The organism is Rhizobium anhuiense bv. trifolii, assembly GCF_024346605.1.
Taxonomy (GTDB): domain Bacteria; phylum Pseudomonadota; class Alphaproteobacteria; order Rhizobiales; family Rhizobiaceae; genus Rhizobium; species Rhizobium anhuiense.
The window spans coordinates 593,626-610,162 of record NZ_CP098803.1 but is presented as its reverse complement, the minus strand read 5'-3'; the positions used below and the strand labels follow the sequence as shown (position 1 = coordinate 610,162).

17 protein-coding genes are annotated in these 16,537 nt (G+C 62.4%); 11 read left to right on the top strand and 6 right to left on the bottom strand.

Annotated features, from left to right (window positions below):
- Positions 1-53: 53 nt before the first annotated feature.
- Positions 54-353, bottom strand: a complete 300-nt coding sequence (locus tag NE851_RS11570; RefSeq protein ID WP_244604869.1) for a hypothetical protein — start codon at positions 351-353, stop codon at positions 54-56.
- Here NE851_RS11570 and NE851_RS11565 point away from each other — a divergent pair.
- The 6 genes from NE851_RS11565 to NE851_RS11540 all read left to right on the top strand — a co-directional run bounded on the left by NE851_RS11565 (position 253) and on the right by NE851_RS11540 (position 7,256).
- Positions 253-558: a septal ring lytic transglycosylase RlpA family protein gene (locus tag NE851_RS11565; protein ID WP_244604868.1), complete on the top strand. Its 306-nt coding sequence runs from the start codon at positions 253-255 to the stop codon at positions 556-558. The two genes, NE851_RS11570 and NE851_RS11565, sit on opposite strands and share 101 nt — an antisense overlap.
- A 122-nt stretch (positions 559-680) precedes the next feature.
- Positions 681-1,970, top strand: a complete 1,290-nt coding sequence (locus NE851_RS11560; RefSeq protein ID WP_063474814.1) for an RsmB/NOP family class I SAM-dependent RNA methyltransferase — start codon at positions 681-683, stop codon at positions 1,968-1,970.
- A 239-nt stretch (positions 1,971-2,209) separates the two neighbouring features.
- Positions 2,210-3,487: an imelysin family protein gene (locus tag NE851_RS11555; protein ID WP_183906088.1), complete on the top strand. Its 1,278-nt coding sequence runs from the start codon at positions 2,210-2,212 to the stop codon at positions 3,485-3,487.
- Positions 3,488-3,533: 46 nt separating this feature from the next.
- A complete protein-coding gene (locus NE851_RS11550) occupies positions 3,534-5,072 on the top strand; it encodes a di-heme oxidoreductase family protein (protein ID WP_097543183.1) in 1,539 nt (512 codons plus the stop codon).
- Positions 5,072-6,172: an imelysin family protein gene (locus NE851_RS11545; RefSeq protein WP_183906087.1), complete on the top strand. Its 1,101-nt coding sequence runs from the start codon at positions 5,072-5,074 to the stop codon at positions 6,170-6,172. Before NE851_RS11550 ends, NE851_RS11545 begins: the two co-directional genes overlap by 1 nt.
- Before the next feature lie 4 nt (positions 6,173-6,176).
- The gene (locus NE851_RS11540; RefSeq protein ID WP_254960492.1) at positions 6,177-7,256 is read left to right on the top strand and encodes a DUF1513 domain-containing protein; all 1,080 of its coding nucleotides are present in this window, start codon (positions 6,177-6,179) and stop codon (positions 7,254-7,256) included.
- Between the two features lie 54 nt (positions 7,257-7,310).
- Here the strand turns inward: NE851_RS11540 and NE851_RS11535 are convergent, their stop codons facing one another.
- Positions 7,311-8,387 (bottom strand): DUF2252 family protein, encoded by a 1,077-nt coding sequence (locus NE851_RS11535; protein WP_097543181.1) that lies wholly within the window; start codon positions 8,385-8,387, stop codon positions 7,311-7,313.
- A 267-nt stretch (positions 8,388-8,654) separates the two neighbouring features.
- Between NE851_RS11535 and NE851_RS11530 the strand changes: the two genes are divergently transcribed.
- The 4 genes from NE851_RS11530 to rpiB all read left to right on the top strand — a co-directional run bounded on the left by NE851_RS11530 (position 8,655) and on the right by rpiB (position 11,898).
- A complete protein-coding gene (locus NE851_RS11530) occupies positions 8,655-9,104 on the top strand; it encodes a PaaI family thioesterase (protein WP_003544704.1) in 450 nt (149 codons plus the stop codon).
- A complete protein-coding gene (locus tag NE851_RS11525; RefSeq protein ID WP_047617570.1) occupies positions 9,101-9,739 on the top strand; it encodes a 5'-methylthioadenosine/S-adenosylhomocysteine nucleosidase in 639 nt (212 codons plus the stop codon). The genes NE851_RS11530 and NE851_RS11525 overlap by 4 nt, the downstream gene beginning before the upstream one ends.
- Before the next feature lie 91 nt (positions 9,740-9,830).
- The gene (guaA, locus tag NE851_RS11520) at positions 9,831-11,393 is read left to right on the top strand and encodes a glutamine-hydrolyzing GMP synthase (protein ID WP_183906085.1); all 1,563 of its coding nucleotides are present in this window, start codon (positions 9,831-9,833) and stop codon (positions 11,391-11,393) included.
- A gap of 55 nt (positions 11,394-11,448) precedes the next feature.
- A complete protein-coding gene (gene rpiB, locus NE851_RS11515) occupies positions 11,449-11,898 on the top strand; it encodes a ribose 5-phosphate isomerase B (protein ID WP_168332480.1) in 450 nt (149 codons plus the stop codon).
- 53 nt (positions 11,899-11,951) lie between these two features.
- Here rpiB and NE851_RS11510 read toward each other — a convergent pair whose 3' ends face one another.
- Complete coding sequence (locus NE851_RS11510; protein ID WP_168332481.1) at positions 11,952-12,833, bottom strand: AraC family transcriptional regulator; 882 nt, start codon at positions 12,831-12,833, stop codon at positions 11,952-11,954.
- 438 nt (positions 12,834-13,271) lie between these two features.
- Here NE851_RS11510 and NE851_RS11505 point away from each other — a divergent pair, with 438 nt between their 5' ends.
- The gene (locus tag NE851_RS11505) at positions 13,272-13,763 is read left to right on the top strand and encodes a GNAT family N-acetyltransferase (RefSeq protein ID WP_168332482.1); all 492 of its coding nucleotides are present in this window, start codon (positions 13,272-13,274) and stop codon (positions 13,761-13,763) included.
- Positions 13,764-13,836: 73 nt separating this feature from the next.
- On the opposite strand, the gene NE851_RS11500 is transcribed toward NE851_RS11505, so the two are convergent.
- From NE851_RS11500 to NE851_RS11490, 3 genes are all read right to left on the bottom strand, one after another.
- Entirely contained in the window at positions 13,837-14,382 is a 546-nt protein-coding gene (locus NE851_RS11500) for a YbhB/YbcL family Raf kinase inhibitor-like protein (RefSeq protein ID WP_168332483.1), read from the bottom strand.
- Positions 14,383-14,420: 38 nt separating this feature from the next.
- Positions 14,421-15,275: a helix-turn-helix domain-containing protein gene (locus NE851_RS11495; RefSeq protein ID WP_168332505.1), complete on the bottom strand. Its 855-nt coding sequence runs from the start codon at positions 15,273-15,275 to the stop codon at positions 14,421-14,423.
- 220 nt (positions 15,276-15,495) lie between these two features.
- Positions 15,496-16,467 (bottom strand): LysR family transcriptional regulator, encoded by a 972-nt coding sequence (locus NE851_RS11490; protein WP_047617560.1) that lies wholly within the window; start codon positions 16,465-16,467, stop codon positions 15,496-15,498.
- Positions 16,468-16,537: the final 70 nt, after the last annotated feature.

Below are 16,537 nucleotides of genomic sequence, written 5' to 3'. Positions count from 1 at the left end.
TATTTTAACTGATTTCATTATGTTTTTTCCACATTGACGATTGCCGTCGATTTCTAAAATTTCGCCGAAACACTCACGAATGTTACAGATTGTAATATTCCGTGAACGATGGCGGCACTTTTTCGCCACTTTTTAACAGATTTAAGCCCCGCCGCCTGCAAGGGCGTGAGTTCAATAGTTGAGGGATACTCTGTTTTGAAGAAAATACGTCGTTCTATTATCGCCGCGGCAACTATTGCAGCCTGTTCTTCCATGCTTCCGGCGGAAGGTTTTGCTGGCAATGGTTGCGGCGGTGCTTCATGGTACGCACTTCGCTCCAAAACTGCTTCCGGGGAACGTATGAATCCTGCCATCTTGACTGCCGCACATCGTTCGCTTGCCTTCGGCACCAAGGTGAAAGTCACCAACCGCAACAATGGCCGCACCGTCGTCGTTCGCATCAACGATCGCGGTCCGTTCATCCGCGGCCGCGTGCTCGATCTGTCGCGCGCCGCCGCCCAGAATATCGGCATGGTGAGCTCCGGCACTGCGAAAGTCTGCTACCAGGTCATCAGCTGAGCCCAACCCTTGCTCTTGCCGTCAATCGCGGCTACCACGCGGTTGAGACTTGTGAACAATCCGCCCGCGACTGTCGCGCCTGTTGCGGATCATCGCACGCCACGGCAACAGGAGACATGTGAATGCGTTTGGGCGGCCGCCTCGAAGGGGCGATTTCTGTGCTCGCGGACATCGATGCCCGCAAGCGCCCTGTCGCCGACGCGCTGAAGGACTGGGGCCTTGCGCACCGCTTCGCCGGCTCCGGCGATCGTGCTGCGATCGGCAACATCGTCTATGACGCCCTGCGCATGCGGCTTTCCCATGCCTGGCTGATGGACGACGACAGTGCTCAGGCCATTGCCCATGCCGTCATGTTCCGCCAATGGGGTTTTACCCCCGACAGTCTTGCCACCGAGCTGGCGGATGACAAATTTGCGCCGCCGCCGCTTTCGGCCGAGGCCGTCTCGGCCTTTGAAAGCCGCTCGCTTAGCGATGCGCCGCCGCATATCCGCGGCGATATTCCCGAATGGGTCCAATCCTCCTTCGAACAGGCCTTCGGCGCCGACTGGCTGGCCGAGGCACAGGCGCTTGCCGCCCGCCCGACGCTCGATCTGCGCGCCAACAGCCTCAAGGCGTCCCGCGACAAGGTCGTCAAGGCGCTCGACAGGGCCGGCGCGCATGCAGCCAGGATCGCCCGCTACGGCATCCGGATTGCCGCCGGCGAAGGCGCCTCGCGTCTTCCTAACGTCACAGCCGAGCTTTCGTTCCAGAAAGGCTGGTTCGAAGTGCAGGACGAGGGATCGCAAATCGTCGCCGATCTGGTGCTGGCCAGCGACGGCGAACAGGTTCTCGACTATTGCGCCGGCGGCGGCGGCAAGACGCTCGCCATGGCGGCGGCCATGCAGAACAAGGGACAGGTTCACGCCTATGACGCCGACCGCAAACGGCTGGCGCCGATCATCGAACGGCTGAAGCGGGCGGGCACGCGCAATGTCCAGGTGCATGACGACGCCAGGGCGCTTTCCGGCCTTGCCGGGCGCTGCGACAAGGTGCTGGTCGACGCGCCCTGCACCGGCACCGGCACGTGGCGCCGCCGTCCCGATACGAAATGGCGGCTGACGGCAAAGAACCTCGACGAGCGCACTGCCCAGCAGCAGGATGCGCTGACGCAGGCGAGCGGCTTCGTCAAATCGGGCGGCGAGCTGATCTACGTCACCTGCTCGGTCCTGCCGCAGGAGAACGAGGAACAGGTGCGCCGCTTCACGGCCGACAATCCCGATTTTCAGATCGTCAGCGCCCTGCCCGCCTGGGATCAGCTCTTTGGAAAAGACGCCCAGCGTCCGCATTCTTCCGACGGCCTGACAGTGACGCTGACGCCGGCCTCCACCGATACGGACGGCTTCTTCTTCTGCCGCATGCAGCGCAAGGGCTGAGGCGGCTCGGCCAAGGCCAATAGCGGATCGTGACGCCCGCGGCGGAATGACGCTGCCCAGCACGGCGAGACGGCGCAGATGCTGCCGACTTTTCAAACAGATGCCGTTCAAGACGGGCAGCTTTGCCAACACCTGCCCATCCTTAAAACCATTCCAAACTAGAGCGTTTGACACCAGTTTACTTTTGCGCGAAGAGACGAAGCCCGATTAGACGGAAGATCCCGTCACAGGAGAGGATCATGAAGCTCAACCGCACATTCCGCGCAGCCGTACTGGCGATTGCCCCCGCCGCCCTGCTCGCCCTTCCCGCACATGCCGAGACCGATGCTGCCGCCGTGGTGAAACACTATGCCGACGTGGCGCATGCGAAATACGAGGATTCGCTGACGACGGCTAAGACGCTCGACGCCGCCATCGACGCCTTCCTGAAGGCGCCTGATGACGCGACGCTGAAAGCCGCCAGGGACGCCTGGATCAAGGCGCGCGTTCCCTATCAGCAGACCGAAGTCTATCGCTTCGGCAATCCGATCGTCGACGACTGGGAAGGCAAGGTCAACGCATGGCCCCTCGATGAAGGCCTGATCGACTATGTCGCTGCCTCCTACGGCAGCGAGAGCGACGAAAATTCTCTCTATGTGGCCAATGTCATCGCCAACAAGACGATCAAGATCGACGGCAAGGATGTCGACGCTTCCAAGCTGACGCCGGAATTCCTCTCCGGCACGCTGGCCGAGGCCGGCGGCATCGAAGCCAATGTCGCGACCGGCTATCACGCCATCGAATTCCTGCTCTGGGGCCAGGATCTGAACGGCACAGGCCCCGGCGCCGGCGACCGCCCGGCAACGGATTACGATCTCAAGAACTGCACGCACGGCAATTGCGACCGCCGCGCCGAATATCTGAAATCCGCCTCCACCCTGCTCGTCTCCGACCTGCAGGAAATGACCGACAATTGGAAGCCGGACGGCGCTGCGACGAAGAACGTCGAAGCCGATCCGAAGGCCGGCCTGGTGGCGATCCTGACGGGCATGGGTTCGCTGTCCTACGGCGAGCTTGCCGGCGAGCGCATGAAGCTCGGCCTGCTGCTGCACGATCCGGAAGAAGAACATGATTGCTTCTCCGACAATACCTACAACTCGCATCTCAATGACGCGATCGGCATCGCCGCCGCCTATACCGGCAACTATACCCGCGTCGACGGCACCAAGCTCAGCGGCCCGTCGCTGCACGATCTGGTGGCCGCCAAGGACAAGGCGCTCGATGCCGAAGTGGAAGGCAAGCTCAACAAGACGCTCGACGCGATGAACGCCATGGCTAAGCGCGGCGAGACGGTCGAGAAGTACGACCAGATGATCGGTGAAGGCAACAAGGAAGGCAACGCCGTCGTCCAGGCTGCCATCGACGGGCTGATCGACCAGACGAAATCGGTGCAGCGCGTTATTGCCGCACTCGATCTCGGTACGGTTCAGCTTGAAGGTTCCGACAGCTTGGATAATCCTAACGCCGTCTTCAAATAAGCAAAAAGGCGGGCCGCTTCGAAGCCGGAGCGGCCCGGACCCTGAAATGTCGCATGCCCCGGCCCGCCGATTGATCGCCAGCGCAGCCCTCTGCGCCACGCTTGCCGGTTTTTCCGCAGCCATCGCCGCCGGTTTCGATCTGCCGGCGCAACGCACCGATCTTTCCGAAACCGATCTGAAACGTGTCGCCGACGTGACCCGACCGACGACGGATTTTTCCAAGGCAGAACAATACGAAGCGATGCAGGCGGGTGCGACCACCTCGATCGACCCTGTCACCGAGGACAGCTTCTCGCATATTTCGGCCAACATCCCTTTCGAGGAAGAGCAGAATTTCAAGCTCGGCAACGCGCTCTTCCGCAAGCTCTGGGTTTCCGCTCCCTCCTCGACGCAAGCCTCCGATGGTCTCGGGCCGCTGTTCAATGCCCGCTCCTGCATGAGCTGCCATGTCAATGATGGCCGCGGCAAACCGCCGGAAGGAGGCCCGAGCGCCACTTCGATGCTGCTGCGGCTTTCCCGCGCGGCCAGGACGCCGGCGGAAGAAAAGGCGATTGTCCAATCTGATGTCGTCAATTTCCCCGATCCGGTCTACGGCCACCAGCTGCAGGACCTCGCTGTTCCCGGCCTAGCCGCCGAAGGAAAGATGGCGATCAGCTACCAGGAAGAACCGGTGACGCTGAGCGACGGCGAGATCGTGTCGCTGCGCCGGCCGAGCTATGCGGTCGTCAATCCCGCCTACGGGCCGCTTGATCCGGCGACGACGATTTCGCCGCGTGTCGCCTCGGCGATGATCGGCCTCGGGCTGATCGAGGCCATTCCGGAGGCTGACATCCTGACCCATGCCGATCCCGACGATGCCGACGGCGACGGCATTTCGGGAAAGGCGGCGATCGTGCGCGATCATCGCAGCGGCAAGATTGCGCTCGGCCGGTTCGGCTGGAAGGCGCAGAACGCCACGGTGCGCGACCAGAGTGCGGATGCCTTCGCCAACGATATCGGCATCTCGACACCCGATCAGCCGAATGCGCAGGGCGACTGCACCAAGGCGGAAGAAAAATGCCTTGCTATGCCGACCGGTGTGCAGAAACGTCTGGGCAAAGAAGAGGCGCCGGGTTCCATTCTCGACCTCGTGACCTTCTATTCCGAAAATCTCGCCGTCCCGGCGCGCCGCAAGGCGAGCTTTCCCGAGACGCTGCAGGGCAAGCGGATCTTCTACGAAAGCGGCTGCATTTCCTGCCATGTGCCGAAGTTCGTCACCCGCCGCGATACGCCCGAAAAGGCCCAATCCTTCCAGCTGATCTGGCCCTATTCCGACTTCCTTCTGCACGATATGGGCGACGGCCTTGCCGACGGACAGCAGGTCGGTCTTGCAAGCGGACGTGAATGGCGCACGCCGCCGCTATGGGGTATAGGACTGACCCGGACTGTCAGCGGACACAGCTTTTTCCTGCATGACGGCCGTGCGCGGAGCCTCACCGAAGCGATCCTCTGGCATGGCGGCGAAGCTGAAAAGGCCCGCAACGCTTTCTCCTCCCTGTCTAAAGACGACAGGGTGGCCCTGATTACATTCCTGGAGTCACTTTGATGCGCCTTTGGCACCCCCTGCTCTGCCTCACTCTGATCGGCCTCGCCACATCGGCGGCCGCCCAGACCGCGGCTCCCCCGGCGGGGCTGAACGAGGATGCCGTTCCCGCCGTCATGCAGCGCGCCGTCGACGAGGTGATCCGCCCGGGCTATCGCAACATGCAGCAATCTGCCGCCCGGCTGACGACGGCGATGAAGGATCTTTGCGCCGACGGCACGCAACAGACGCTCGACAAGGCGAAATCCGCCTTCGACGATACGATCCGCTACTGGTCGATCGTCGAGATCGTCCAGACGGGACCCGTCATCCAGGACAATCTCTTCGAGCACATCCTGTTTTATCCCGACCGCAAGGGTGTCGGCCTCAAGCAGGTGCAGGCGCTGATCGCCAAGGCCGATCCGAAGGATGCGACAGTCGATGCGATCGCCGGCAAGAGCGTCGCTTTGCAGGGCCTGACGGCGCTGGAATATGTGCTCTACGGCAACGGCTCCAACGATCTCGTCGGCCAGAAAAATGGATTCCGCTGCCTTTACGGCCAGGCGGTTGCCGGCAATATCCAGCGTGAGGCCGGCGAAGTCGTCGCCGCCTGGGAAAAGCCCGACGGCGTGCAGGCGAGCTGGAAACATCCCGGACCGCAGAGCGACGATTTCATGGACAACAAGGAAGCGGTGACGGCGCTGCTCGGCATTCTCGTCCATGGCGCCGAGAATGTCCGCGACCAGCGGCTGGAGCAGTTCTACAAGGGCAAGGACACTGCGCCGCGCCCGCGCATGGCAATCTACTGGCGTTCCAAAAATACCTGGAAATCGATGGCCGCCAATCTGGAGGGCCTGCGCACGCTCTGGCAGAAGGCCGGCATGGCCGAGCTTCTGCCGCCGGACAAACAGCCGATCGCCGCCGCGATCGACGAGGACTTCAAATCGCTGCTCGACAGCGTGCCTAAGCTCAATCCCGACATCGACGTCGCGACAAGCGATGCGGAGAAAGCCAAGCTCGATACGCTGCTTGCCGAGAGCCGTGACCTGATCACCCGGATCAGCGACGAATATGGCGCAGCGATCGGCCTTTCGGCCGGCTTTTCCTTTTCGGACGGAGATTGAGACGATGATACGAAGTGCCGCGATCAACCGACGCAGTTTCGTCAAGGCAGCCGGCCTCGGCTTCCTTGCGGCCTTGACGCCAAGGGCGCTGATGGCGCTGGAGCGGACTGACGCGGTCTATGCATCGGGCATTCGTACAGCCGACGGCGCCTTTGCCGTTGCGACCGTGACCGAGCGCGGCGAGATCGTCGATCAGGTGGCGCTTCCCGCCCGCGCCCACGGCATGGCCTTCAGCGCTGCCACCGGCAAGACCGTCGCCTTCGCGCGCCGGCCCGGCACCTTTGCGATGGTTTTCGATCCGTGGAACAAAGGCGAGCCTGTTGTCATCACCTCCAGGGAAGGCCGGCATTTCTACGGCCACGGCGCCTTCTCGCCCGATGGCCGCCTGCTCTATGCCAGCGAGAACGACTTCGACGGCAATCGCGGCATGATCGGCCTCTACGACGCCACCGACCGCTTCACCCGCATCGGCGAATTCGAGAGCTACGGCATCGGTCCGCACGACATGACCGTGTCCGACGACGGACGCCTTCTGATCGTCGCCAATGGCGGCATCGAGACACACCCGGATTTCGGCCGCACCAAGCTCAATCTCGGCGAGATGCAGCCGTCGCTGACACTGATCGATGCGGCGACCGGGGCCTTGGTCGAAAAACATGTGCTGCCGGCGGAATGGGCCGAACTCTCCACCCGCCACGTCGATCTCGACGGCGACGGCCGCATCTGGTTCGCCTGCCAGTATGAAGGCCACCGCAAGGATTTGCCGCCGCTTGTCGGCCATTTCGCCAAAGGCGAAGATCTCTCCTTCATCGATCTGCCGGAGGAGACGACGCGCCGGCTTGCCAACTACGTCGGGGCGATCGCCGTCAATCGCAGCGAGGGCCTCGTCGGCATCACCTCGCCGAAGGGCGGCGCCTCGGTGACCCTTGACGCAAAGTCGGGCAAGGTGCTGGCCGAGACCGTCGTTCCCGATGCGGCGGGCATCGCCCCGGCAAGAAGCGGCTTTGCCGTTTCTTCCTATGATGGCGATTTCCTGTCGACCCGCAGCGACGTCGCCTGGGATCAGCACATCGTGCGGATCTAAATCAGAGAAGCGCAATTCCGGACGCGAAACCGCTGCACACTTTTGCAGGAATTGCTAGCCGGCGCGGGAATAGGCTTTCTGCTCGGCGCTGACGCTCGATGCCGCGGCCCTGGCCGCCTCGTGCAGCCATTCGTTTCCCCGCACCGCCAAGTCCTTCAGGATCGCCGCAACCGCCGCCGCATCGTTGGAATGGCAATTGGCGATCTCGAAGCCCATCAGTTCCAGCATCGTCGGCGACAGCAGGATCTCGGGATGCCGGTCGATTTCGATTTTGCAGCTGTTCGGCGAGAGCCTGCGCACGAGGATGCGGCCGGAGACCCGGTAGTGAGGATCGGCTGAGCGCGCCCGTCCATTGGCGATCTCGTCCGCATGGATCGCCACGTCCTGCTTCCTGTGGCGAAGCGACCAGACGGACGGCAGCAGCGCCTTTGCCTCGCGCAGCACCGGCCCACCCTGCCACTCGGCATAAGCGACGAAACGCGGCCGGCCGAGACTGCCGGTGCCGCCGCTGCGCGGCTTCGGCACGAAGGGCCCTGTCCCGGACGGCAGCGCGCCGGTGAGCGCCATGACATAGGCTGATGGCGGCGGCTTGCTGCCGGGACGCAACATTTCATATTTCTCCCAGAATTCCCGGCGTTCGGAATTCGGCAGCATCAGCGCCTTGCGCAGCCATTTGTGGTCGCGCTCGAGGATGACGGGCAATGGATTTTCAAGGCCCCTGCGATAGCCGCTCAAGATCAATTCGCCGATCATGCGAGCCGAGGGACCGTCGTCGCCGCGGGCCAGGATGGCGCTTGCCGCAAGACGAACGAGATCAAATGCATAGGGCATCACCGCCGCGTCGTCGAAATCATTGACGCCCCAGACGAGCCGGCCTTCGACATCTCGCCAGGTGCCGAAATTCTCCAGATGCGTATCGCCGATCGCCAGCACCTCAGGCGCGCCTGACAGTTCCGGGCAGATATCGAGGATGATCTCGCACCAGCGCCAATAGGTGGCGCGCAGGAAGACGAAATCCCCGCTTCGCATCTTCTCGTGCTTCTCGCGCAGATCGTCCTTGACGAGATCGTCGCCGAGTTCGCCGGCCAGCCAGGTCTCGAAATTCCGGACCGATTGCGATATCGTCGTCATGCCGGCGCTCCATCATTTCGCGATCCGATGCGGAGAATACGCGCACCGCGCGAAGCTGCAATCGTCTTCGCATCGGATCGCCACAATCCAGCGGTACTGGCCAGCGGTACTGGCCAGCCGTACCGACTTGCACGGCAAGGGAAAGGTGAAAGGTTGCCCCGGCGACACGGACGCAGCTTTCCATCGCCGCCCGGACCGATTTCAGCAATGTCCAGCTTGTCGAATCCGGCGCACCATGCCACTTTCGCGGCTGCAAGAGGGGCAGACATGAGCGAGACTGACAGGGGCGATTTCCGCGCGCGAATTCGCCGCAATTTTGCGCGGCAGGCGGCGATGGAGACGATCGGCGCGGAGTTGACGCGCGTCGAGCACGGCGTCGTCGAGATCGAGCTTCCCTTCGACGTCAAACTGACACAGCAGCACGGCATCCTGCATGCGGGCATCATTTCCGCGGCGCTCGATTCGGCCTGCGGCTTTGCGGCCTACAGCGTCATCGACCCCGAAGCCTCGATCCTGACGATCGAGTTCAAGGTCAATCTCATGTCGCCGGGGCGTGGCGATCGTTTCCTGTTTCGCGGGGAAATCACCAAACCCGGCTCCACCATCATCGTCGCCGACGGGCGAGGCTACGCAATCAGCGACGGGCCGGCCAAACTCATCGCCTCCATGACCGGAACGATGATGGTGATCCGCGGTAGGGAAGGAATAACGGGATGAAGTTCGAACTGAAATCGGTCGCGGGGAAATCCATCCTGTTCGTCATGGCGGCCGAGGCCGAATACGGTCCCTTCCTGCGTTCGCGCATCGAACCTTTGATGACCGGCGTCGGCCCGGTCGAGGCGGCGGTGGCGCTGACCAAGGCGCTGGGGCGGCTGGATGCCGCCGACGACCTGCCCGATCTCGTCGTTTCGCTCGGCTCAGCCGGCTCGGCGAAACTGGAGCAGACCGAAATCTATCAGGTGACCTCGGTTTCCTACCGCGATATGGACGCCTCGCCGCTCGGCTTCGAAAAGGGCAAGACCCCCTTTCTCGACCTGCCCGCGGTGCTCGAGCTGCCGTTGCGCATTCCCGGCATTCCGGAAGCAAGCCTTTCCACCGGCGGCAACGTCATCTCGGGCGCCGCCTATACCAATATCGACGCCGACATGGTCGACATGGAGACGTTTGCGGTGCTGCGCGCCTGCCAGGGCTACAAGCTGCCGCTGATCGGCCTTCGCGGCATTTCCGACGGCGCAGTCGAACTGCAGCATATTTCCGGCTGGACCGAATATCTGCATATCGTCGACCGCAAGCTCTCCTACGGCGTCGACAGCCTGTTCACGGCGCTGGAGGACGGCGTTTTCTGGTTCTAGGCTTAAATTCTGGGACAATCGGAACAATAAAAACCCGATGCCGCCGATTTCCCGCATTGCAAGGCGAAGCGCTTTTCATTAAAGCCTCGCCATGACCCAGACAGCACATCCCGACTCCGTTCTCATCGTCGATTTCGGCAGCCAGGTGACCCAGCTCATCGCACGGCGTGTGCGCGAGGCTGGCGTCTATTGCGAGATCGTTCCCTTTCAATCGGCCGAAGAGGGCTTCCAGCGCCTGCAGCCCAAGGCCGTGATCCTGTCCGGCAGCCCGGCTTCGACGGTGGACGAGGGATCGCCGCGAGCGCCTGACATCATCTTCGACAGCGGCTTGCCGGTCTTCGGCATCTGCTACGGCCAGCAGACGATGTGCATGCAGCTCGGCGGCAAGGTCGAGAGCGGCCATCACCGCGAATTCGGCCGCGCCTTCCTCGATGTCGACAAGGATTGCCAGCTGTTCGAGGGCCTCTGGTCCTCCGGGTCTCGTCATCAGGTCTGGATGAGCCATGGCGACCGCGTCACGGCGCTGCCGGATGGTTTCGAGGTGGTCGCCACCTCCTCCAACGCGCCCTACGCCTTCATCGCCGACGAGAAGCGCAAATATTACGGCGTGCAGTTCCATCCCGAGGTTGTGCATACGCCCGATGGGGCCAAGCTGATCGGCAACTTCATTCACAACATTGCCGGCATTAGGGGTGACTGGTCGATGTCGGCCTATCGCCAGAAAGCGGTCGAGCAGATCCGCGAGCAGGTGGGCGACAAGCGCGTCATCTGCGCGCTTTCGGGCGGCGTCGACAGTTCGGTCGCAGCCCTGTTGATCCATGAGGCCGTCGGCGACCAATTGACCTGCATCCTCGTCGACCACGGGCTGATGCGCAAGGACGAGGCGGCCAACGTCGTCGCCATGTTCCGCGAGCACTACAATCTGCATCTGCTGCACGTCGATGCTTCCGACCGCTTCATCGGCGAGCTCGAAGGCGTCAGCGACCCGGAAACCAAGCGCAAGATCATCGGCCGGCTGTTCATCGAGACCTTCGAGGAAGAGGCCAAGAAGCTCGGCGGCGCCGATTTCCTCGGCCAGGGCACGCTTTATCCCGACGTGATCGAGAGCGTCTCCTTCACCGGCGGCCCGTCGGTGACGATCAAATCGCACCACAATGTCGGCGGCCTGCCGGAGCGCATGAAGATGCAGCTCGTGGAGCCGTTGCGCGAGCTCTTCAAGGACGAGGTGCGCGCGCTCGGCCGCGAGCTCGGCCTGCCCGACAGCTTCATCGGCCGCCACCCTTTCCCGGGCCCCGGCCTGGCGATCCGCTGCCCCGGCGGCATCACCCGCGAAAAGCTGGAGATCCTGCGCGAAGCTGATGCGATCTACCTCGACGAAATCCACAAGGCCGGCCTCTACGACGCCATCTGGCAGGCCTTCGCCGTGCTGCTGCCGGTCCAGACGGTCGGTGTCATGGGTGACGGCCGCACCTATGAATTCGTCTGCGCGCTGCGCGCCGTCACCTCGGTCGACGGCATGACGGCGGATTTCTACCACTACGACATGGAATTCCTCGGCCGCGCCGCCACCCGCATCATCAACGAGGTGCGCGGCATCAACCGCGTGGTCTACGACGTCACGTCGAAGCCGCCCGGTACGATCGAGTGGGAGTGATGCCGAGCCGATCCGACCGCCGCCCAATTGCCTCAGGAAACGGAACGACTTCTCCATGACAGCCGGCAATCGCATCGTGCTTTCCAGCGATCACGCCGCCATTCAGCTCCGACAGGCCATTGCCGCTCATATCGCGGCGCAGGGCTGGGTGGTGGTCGACATCGGACCGACGACGCCGGAGAGCACACACTATCCTGAGCACGGCGAGGCAGCGGCGCGGCTCGTCGCCTCCGGCGATTGCCGGTTTGGCGTCATCCTATGCGGCACCGGCCAGGGCATCATGATGGCGGCGAACAAGGTAAAGGGCATCCGTTGCGGCGTCTGCGCCGACACATTCTCAGCCCGCATGATCCGCCAGCACAACGATGCCAACATGCTGTCGATCGGCGTGCGCGTAGTGGGCGAAGGGCTGGCGCTCGATATCGTCGATGCGTTCCTGACCGCCCAGTTCGAGGGCGGCCGGCATGCGACGCGGGTGGAGATGATCGGGGCACTGGAAGGGTAGCGCTTTTTTGCTTCTTCCTTGGAAGAAGATGCTTTCAGGACCCACCCCCGGTGCTATTTCAGCGGCAGAAACAGGTCCGCCACCGCCTCATGCTCCGACACTTCGGGGAAGAAGCTCAGCCGCTGGCAATAGATCGGGAAGTCGCGTGCTTCTTCGCCGCTGGCCGGAAGCCAGTTGCGATAAAGATAGAGCGCGGCAGGCTCCAGATTGTCGGTGTTGCCGACGACACGCAGCACCGCGCAGCGTCCGCCAGGAATCACGCCGGCTTTGACCTCTCCGCCGTCCGCCTCGATCGGTTGGCCGGTCCCGACACAAAGATCCACGCTGTAATCGGCAGGCGACGCAGGGCGCCGCTCGGAACGCCAGACATTGAACGTTGGACTTGTTCTGGGATGCAGGCCAGCGGCCGTGCGCCAGGCGATGAACCGCTGGATGGTGGCGCCGAGCGTCGCCGGGTCGCCCCGGTGCTCCATGATCGCCACCGGCGTGGGAGGCACATCGCGAATTTTCACATCGTCTGTAGTAAAAGTCTTCTGCATGAGCTTGCTCCTTGCGTTGTCGAGAGGCCCGAAGGCCGCAAGCCACGGCTCCCAGTCGGGAGACTTCCGGAACGATGAAGGCGATTGCCCGAACCGTTGCCGAAAGGCGCGGGCGAAGGCATCCGGTGCGTTGTAACCGGCATCCATCGCTATCTCGGTGACGCTTTGGGCGTCCCTGTAGGCCAGCCGGTGCGAAGCGCGCTTCAGCCGGGCAAGCTGGACATAGCGATGCACTGACAATCCGAAGGTCGCCGCAAACTGCCGGTGGAAATGAAACTTCGAAAAGGCCGCAACACGGCTCACCGTTTCCAGGTCCAGATCACAGTCGAGATGCCGGTCGATATAGTCCAGCACCCGCCGCATCCGGGCCTGATAGGTTTGAAGCGTCGCCTTCATCGTCCCTCCTCCGTGGCGGCTCCATCTAGCCGCTGACGGCCAGGAGGTGCTCGACCGATCTTGCGGTTTGGCATGGACTAGCGAAAACTTCCAACGACCGCTTACACGCAAGTCTTATCTAGGGCAGACGGCAATAATGATCATGAGCTGTCGGACCTTGTCGATCTGGCGCGTTCTTGTGCGAGCGCGGCCACGAAGGCCTTTCCAGGTGGCACGGTGGCACAGATCTATCGGCCGGCTTGAGAGGTCGCCGAATATCTTGCGGTCCTCGCATCGGACTGCTATTCGCATTTAAGTCTTAGAGGAGAATGCCTTTGTTTGCCGTCGCAACGATCCAGAACTCACCGGCTGTGGCGGCAGGGATGAAGGCGCTCGGCATCGTGACCGAGAGCTGATCCTCACTCTACCGCTCGGCCTTAGCGCGCCCAATGCTGGCGCATGTCTAATGTCGAGAAGACCATGATCATCGAACTAACCACTCATGACTTCGAAGCGCTGCTGAAGGGCATTGCGCCCCGTCATCTGCGCCTTGTCCCGGACAGTGCGATTGCGCCTCCGGAGATACTGGGGATGTTGAACCGCCTCGCGACGGAGATAAACGCTGAATTTTCGCCGTCGGCCTGGATGATCGTCGAGGATGGCGAGATCGTCGGCCTCTGCTCCATCGTTCGGGTTCCGCAAGATGGAAACATCCATATCGGCTATGGGGTTGCGCCGTCCCGCCAGGGTCTTGGATCCACCACGCGGGCCATTGCGCAATTGCTGGAGTGGGCGTGGAACGACCCTCGCGTGGCGCTGATCTCTGCAGAGACCGGGTTGGAGAATATCGCCTCACAGCGTGTCCTCCAACGCAATGGATTCATCCGCACCGGCGAGCGTATCGATGCCGAAGACGGTCCGTTGATTTGTTGGGAAGCAGTGACGGCCTAGGTTTGCAGAATAAGCCCGCATAGGAACGACCGGCCGAGGTTCAGTTACCTCGGCCGGCGATCCTGAGCCGGCCTCAGCGGCCGTAGGTGACCTCGACGGAAGCCTTGTCGAGCGTGTTTGCCCGGACATAGAAGCCAACCATGGCGGCCGGCGCAGTATCGGGAAGCGGGAGCTTGTCGACCGAGAGCGCGTAGACGGTGAACTGGTAGTGGTGCGGCTTGTCGCCGGCCGGCGGGCATGCGCCGCCATAGCCTGATGTCCCAAAGTCGGTGTGACCTTCGATAGTGCCGACGGGAAGCTTTTTGTCACCGCTGGCGCCGGTGGCGATCTCGGACGCATTTGCGGGAATGTTGAACACCGACCAATGCCACCAGCCCGAGCCGGTCGGCGCATCCGGATCGTAAGCCATGATGGCGAAGCTCTTGGTTCCCTGAGGAGCGCCCGACCAGGTCAGTTCCGGCGAGACGTTTTTGCCCGAGCAGCCGAAGCTGTTGAAGACCTGTGCATCGGCCATCGCCTTGCCGGGGGTCAAGTCCTTCGAGGTGAGCTTCATTTCGGCCTGTGCGGCCGTCGCGCCGAAGACGGACGCGGCGAGAAGTGCTGCTGTGATGAAACGCATGCTGTTTTCCTGCGGTTGATGATGCAGGAGAATTACCGTCAGCGTGCGACCATATCTGCCCCGGTATGCTCAACTTCTGCCCCAATCCGCTCAAAACGCTCGGAGCCGCCGCGCACATGGCGTGGATTGACGCCAAACCGCTCCTTGAACCGCGCCGCGAATTGAGACGGCGAATCGTAACCGACCTCAAAGGCAATCTGCGCCATCGGCAGGGTTGTGGTTTGAATGAGGCCCAAGGCGCGGTTCATCCTTGTATCGCTCAGGATCTCACTGAAGCCGGTGTTCTCGGCGGCCAGTTTGCGCCTCAGCGTCGCTTCGCTCATGTTGAACGAGCGCGCCGCCTGCCCCAGCGTCCAAGCAAAGGCGGTATCGCTTTCGATCATCTGCCGCAGCCGATCCTCGATCCGAGGACTTTGGTTCTGGCCGAGCACCGCTCCACAGAGCGCAAACCAGGTGATCAGCTCCATCAAACGAGCCTTGGCAATCGCGCCGGGAAGCCTCGTCAGATTGCCGGGCTGACAGCAATAGTCAAACAATGCCGCGGCTTCCTCCGGCAGCTTCGAGGTGCCTGCCGGTACAGGCCTCGATGGAACGGCGATCGATCCCATCCTGCTATAGGCTTCCTCGAAGAGCTGGCGCGGAACGGGCAGCGCCAGGGTCTGATACTTCTGCGGCGCCTTGGGAATGTTCTCCATCGTCAGGGGACGATAGTCGGGCAGCAAGCCATAGGCGCCCGCCTCGAGGCGCAGAGCCTTATCATCGGCCATGACGATCTTCGTTCCCGATTGCACCTGTATCAACAAGGGGCTGGTATTGACGAGGCGAAAAAAGCAGGCCCGCCCACCCTGGCGGATCAGGGCCCTGGTCGGAATGGGAAAGACCGCGTCCAACATATGTTCTCCGACAACAGGATGGATGATCGTGAAGTCTGGGCTGCCATGTCGGGAGACTGGTGCCATGACCGGTAGAACCGATATGAAGGCGCCCGCCTCGCCACCACCGATCCCTTGGGGTCGGGAATAGCAAAACCGCGTGTCCTGGGCAATCTTGAGCGTCATTTAGATGTTCGACATCACAAAGTGGCTTGGATCCATCCAGTCCGCGCTTGCCGCCTCAGCGTATTTTCGTGGCCGGTGTTTGCTCACCACCGATGTGAATTCGGCTTTTGTCGGCAGTGTCCGCCCGGCTTGTCACGTGATCGATGAAGGCCCGCAGCTTCGGCATCACTTGATGACGGCTCGGATAGTAGAGGAACACACCCGGCGCCATCGGCGCGAACGCCTCCAGGACGCGGATGAGTTTTCCCGCCTTCACCGGTCCGGCGGCGATTGGCTCCGGCACCTGAGCAAGCCCCATGTCTTCGACGGCGGCCCCCAGCATGGTGGGAAAGTCGCGGGCGATCAGCGGCCCGGAGACAACAGCCTCGATCGGTTTTTTGCCGCTGACAAACGACCACGGCGCGATTGAGCCGTTCGAGCGACGCATGCGGATGCAGGCATGTTGACGCAGATCGTCGATACGCTCGGGCCGCCCTCTCCGATGCAGATAGTCGGGGCTGCCGACGACCACCAGCGGGAAGGACGGCGTCAGCCGGATGGCGACCATGTCGGCTGCGATGAACTGGCCGAGCCGGATACCGGCATCAAATCCCTCGGCCGCGATGTCGACCAGTTCCTCATTCACGGCGACCTCCACCTCGATCTCGGGAAAGGCCCGGCAGAAGGATGCGATCAGTGGCTCCAGCAGGATCGGCACCACGGCAGGCGGCACCGTGAGACGCAACAGTCCAGCCGGTCTTTGCCCGAGCTCACGCGCAAGTTCGCTTGCGGCGATCAGTTCCTCGAAAGCAGGCTTTGCGCGCGTAACGAACCGCTCGCCGGCTTCTGTCAGGCCGACACTGCGCGTCGTGCGGATGAAGAGTACCGCGCCGACACGCTCCTCAAGAGCGCGTACGGCCTGGCTGATCGCCGATGGGGTCACCCCGAGTTCCGCGGCTGCCCTGCGAAAACTGCGGTGCCGGGCAACGCTCAGAAACGCCTCAACGCCGTCGAGCGCGCCTTGCCTGACTGTGAAGTTCTGCTTCATACCGCATCGATATTATCGCCAATAGTCGATCACGGGAAGCGGCGGTACATCTGGACCCCACAAAGCAGGA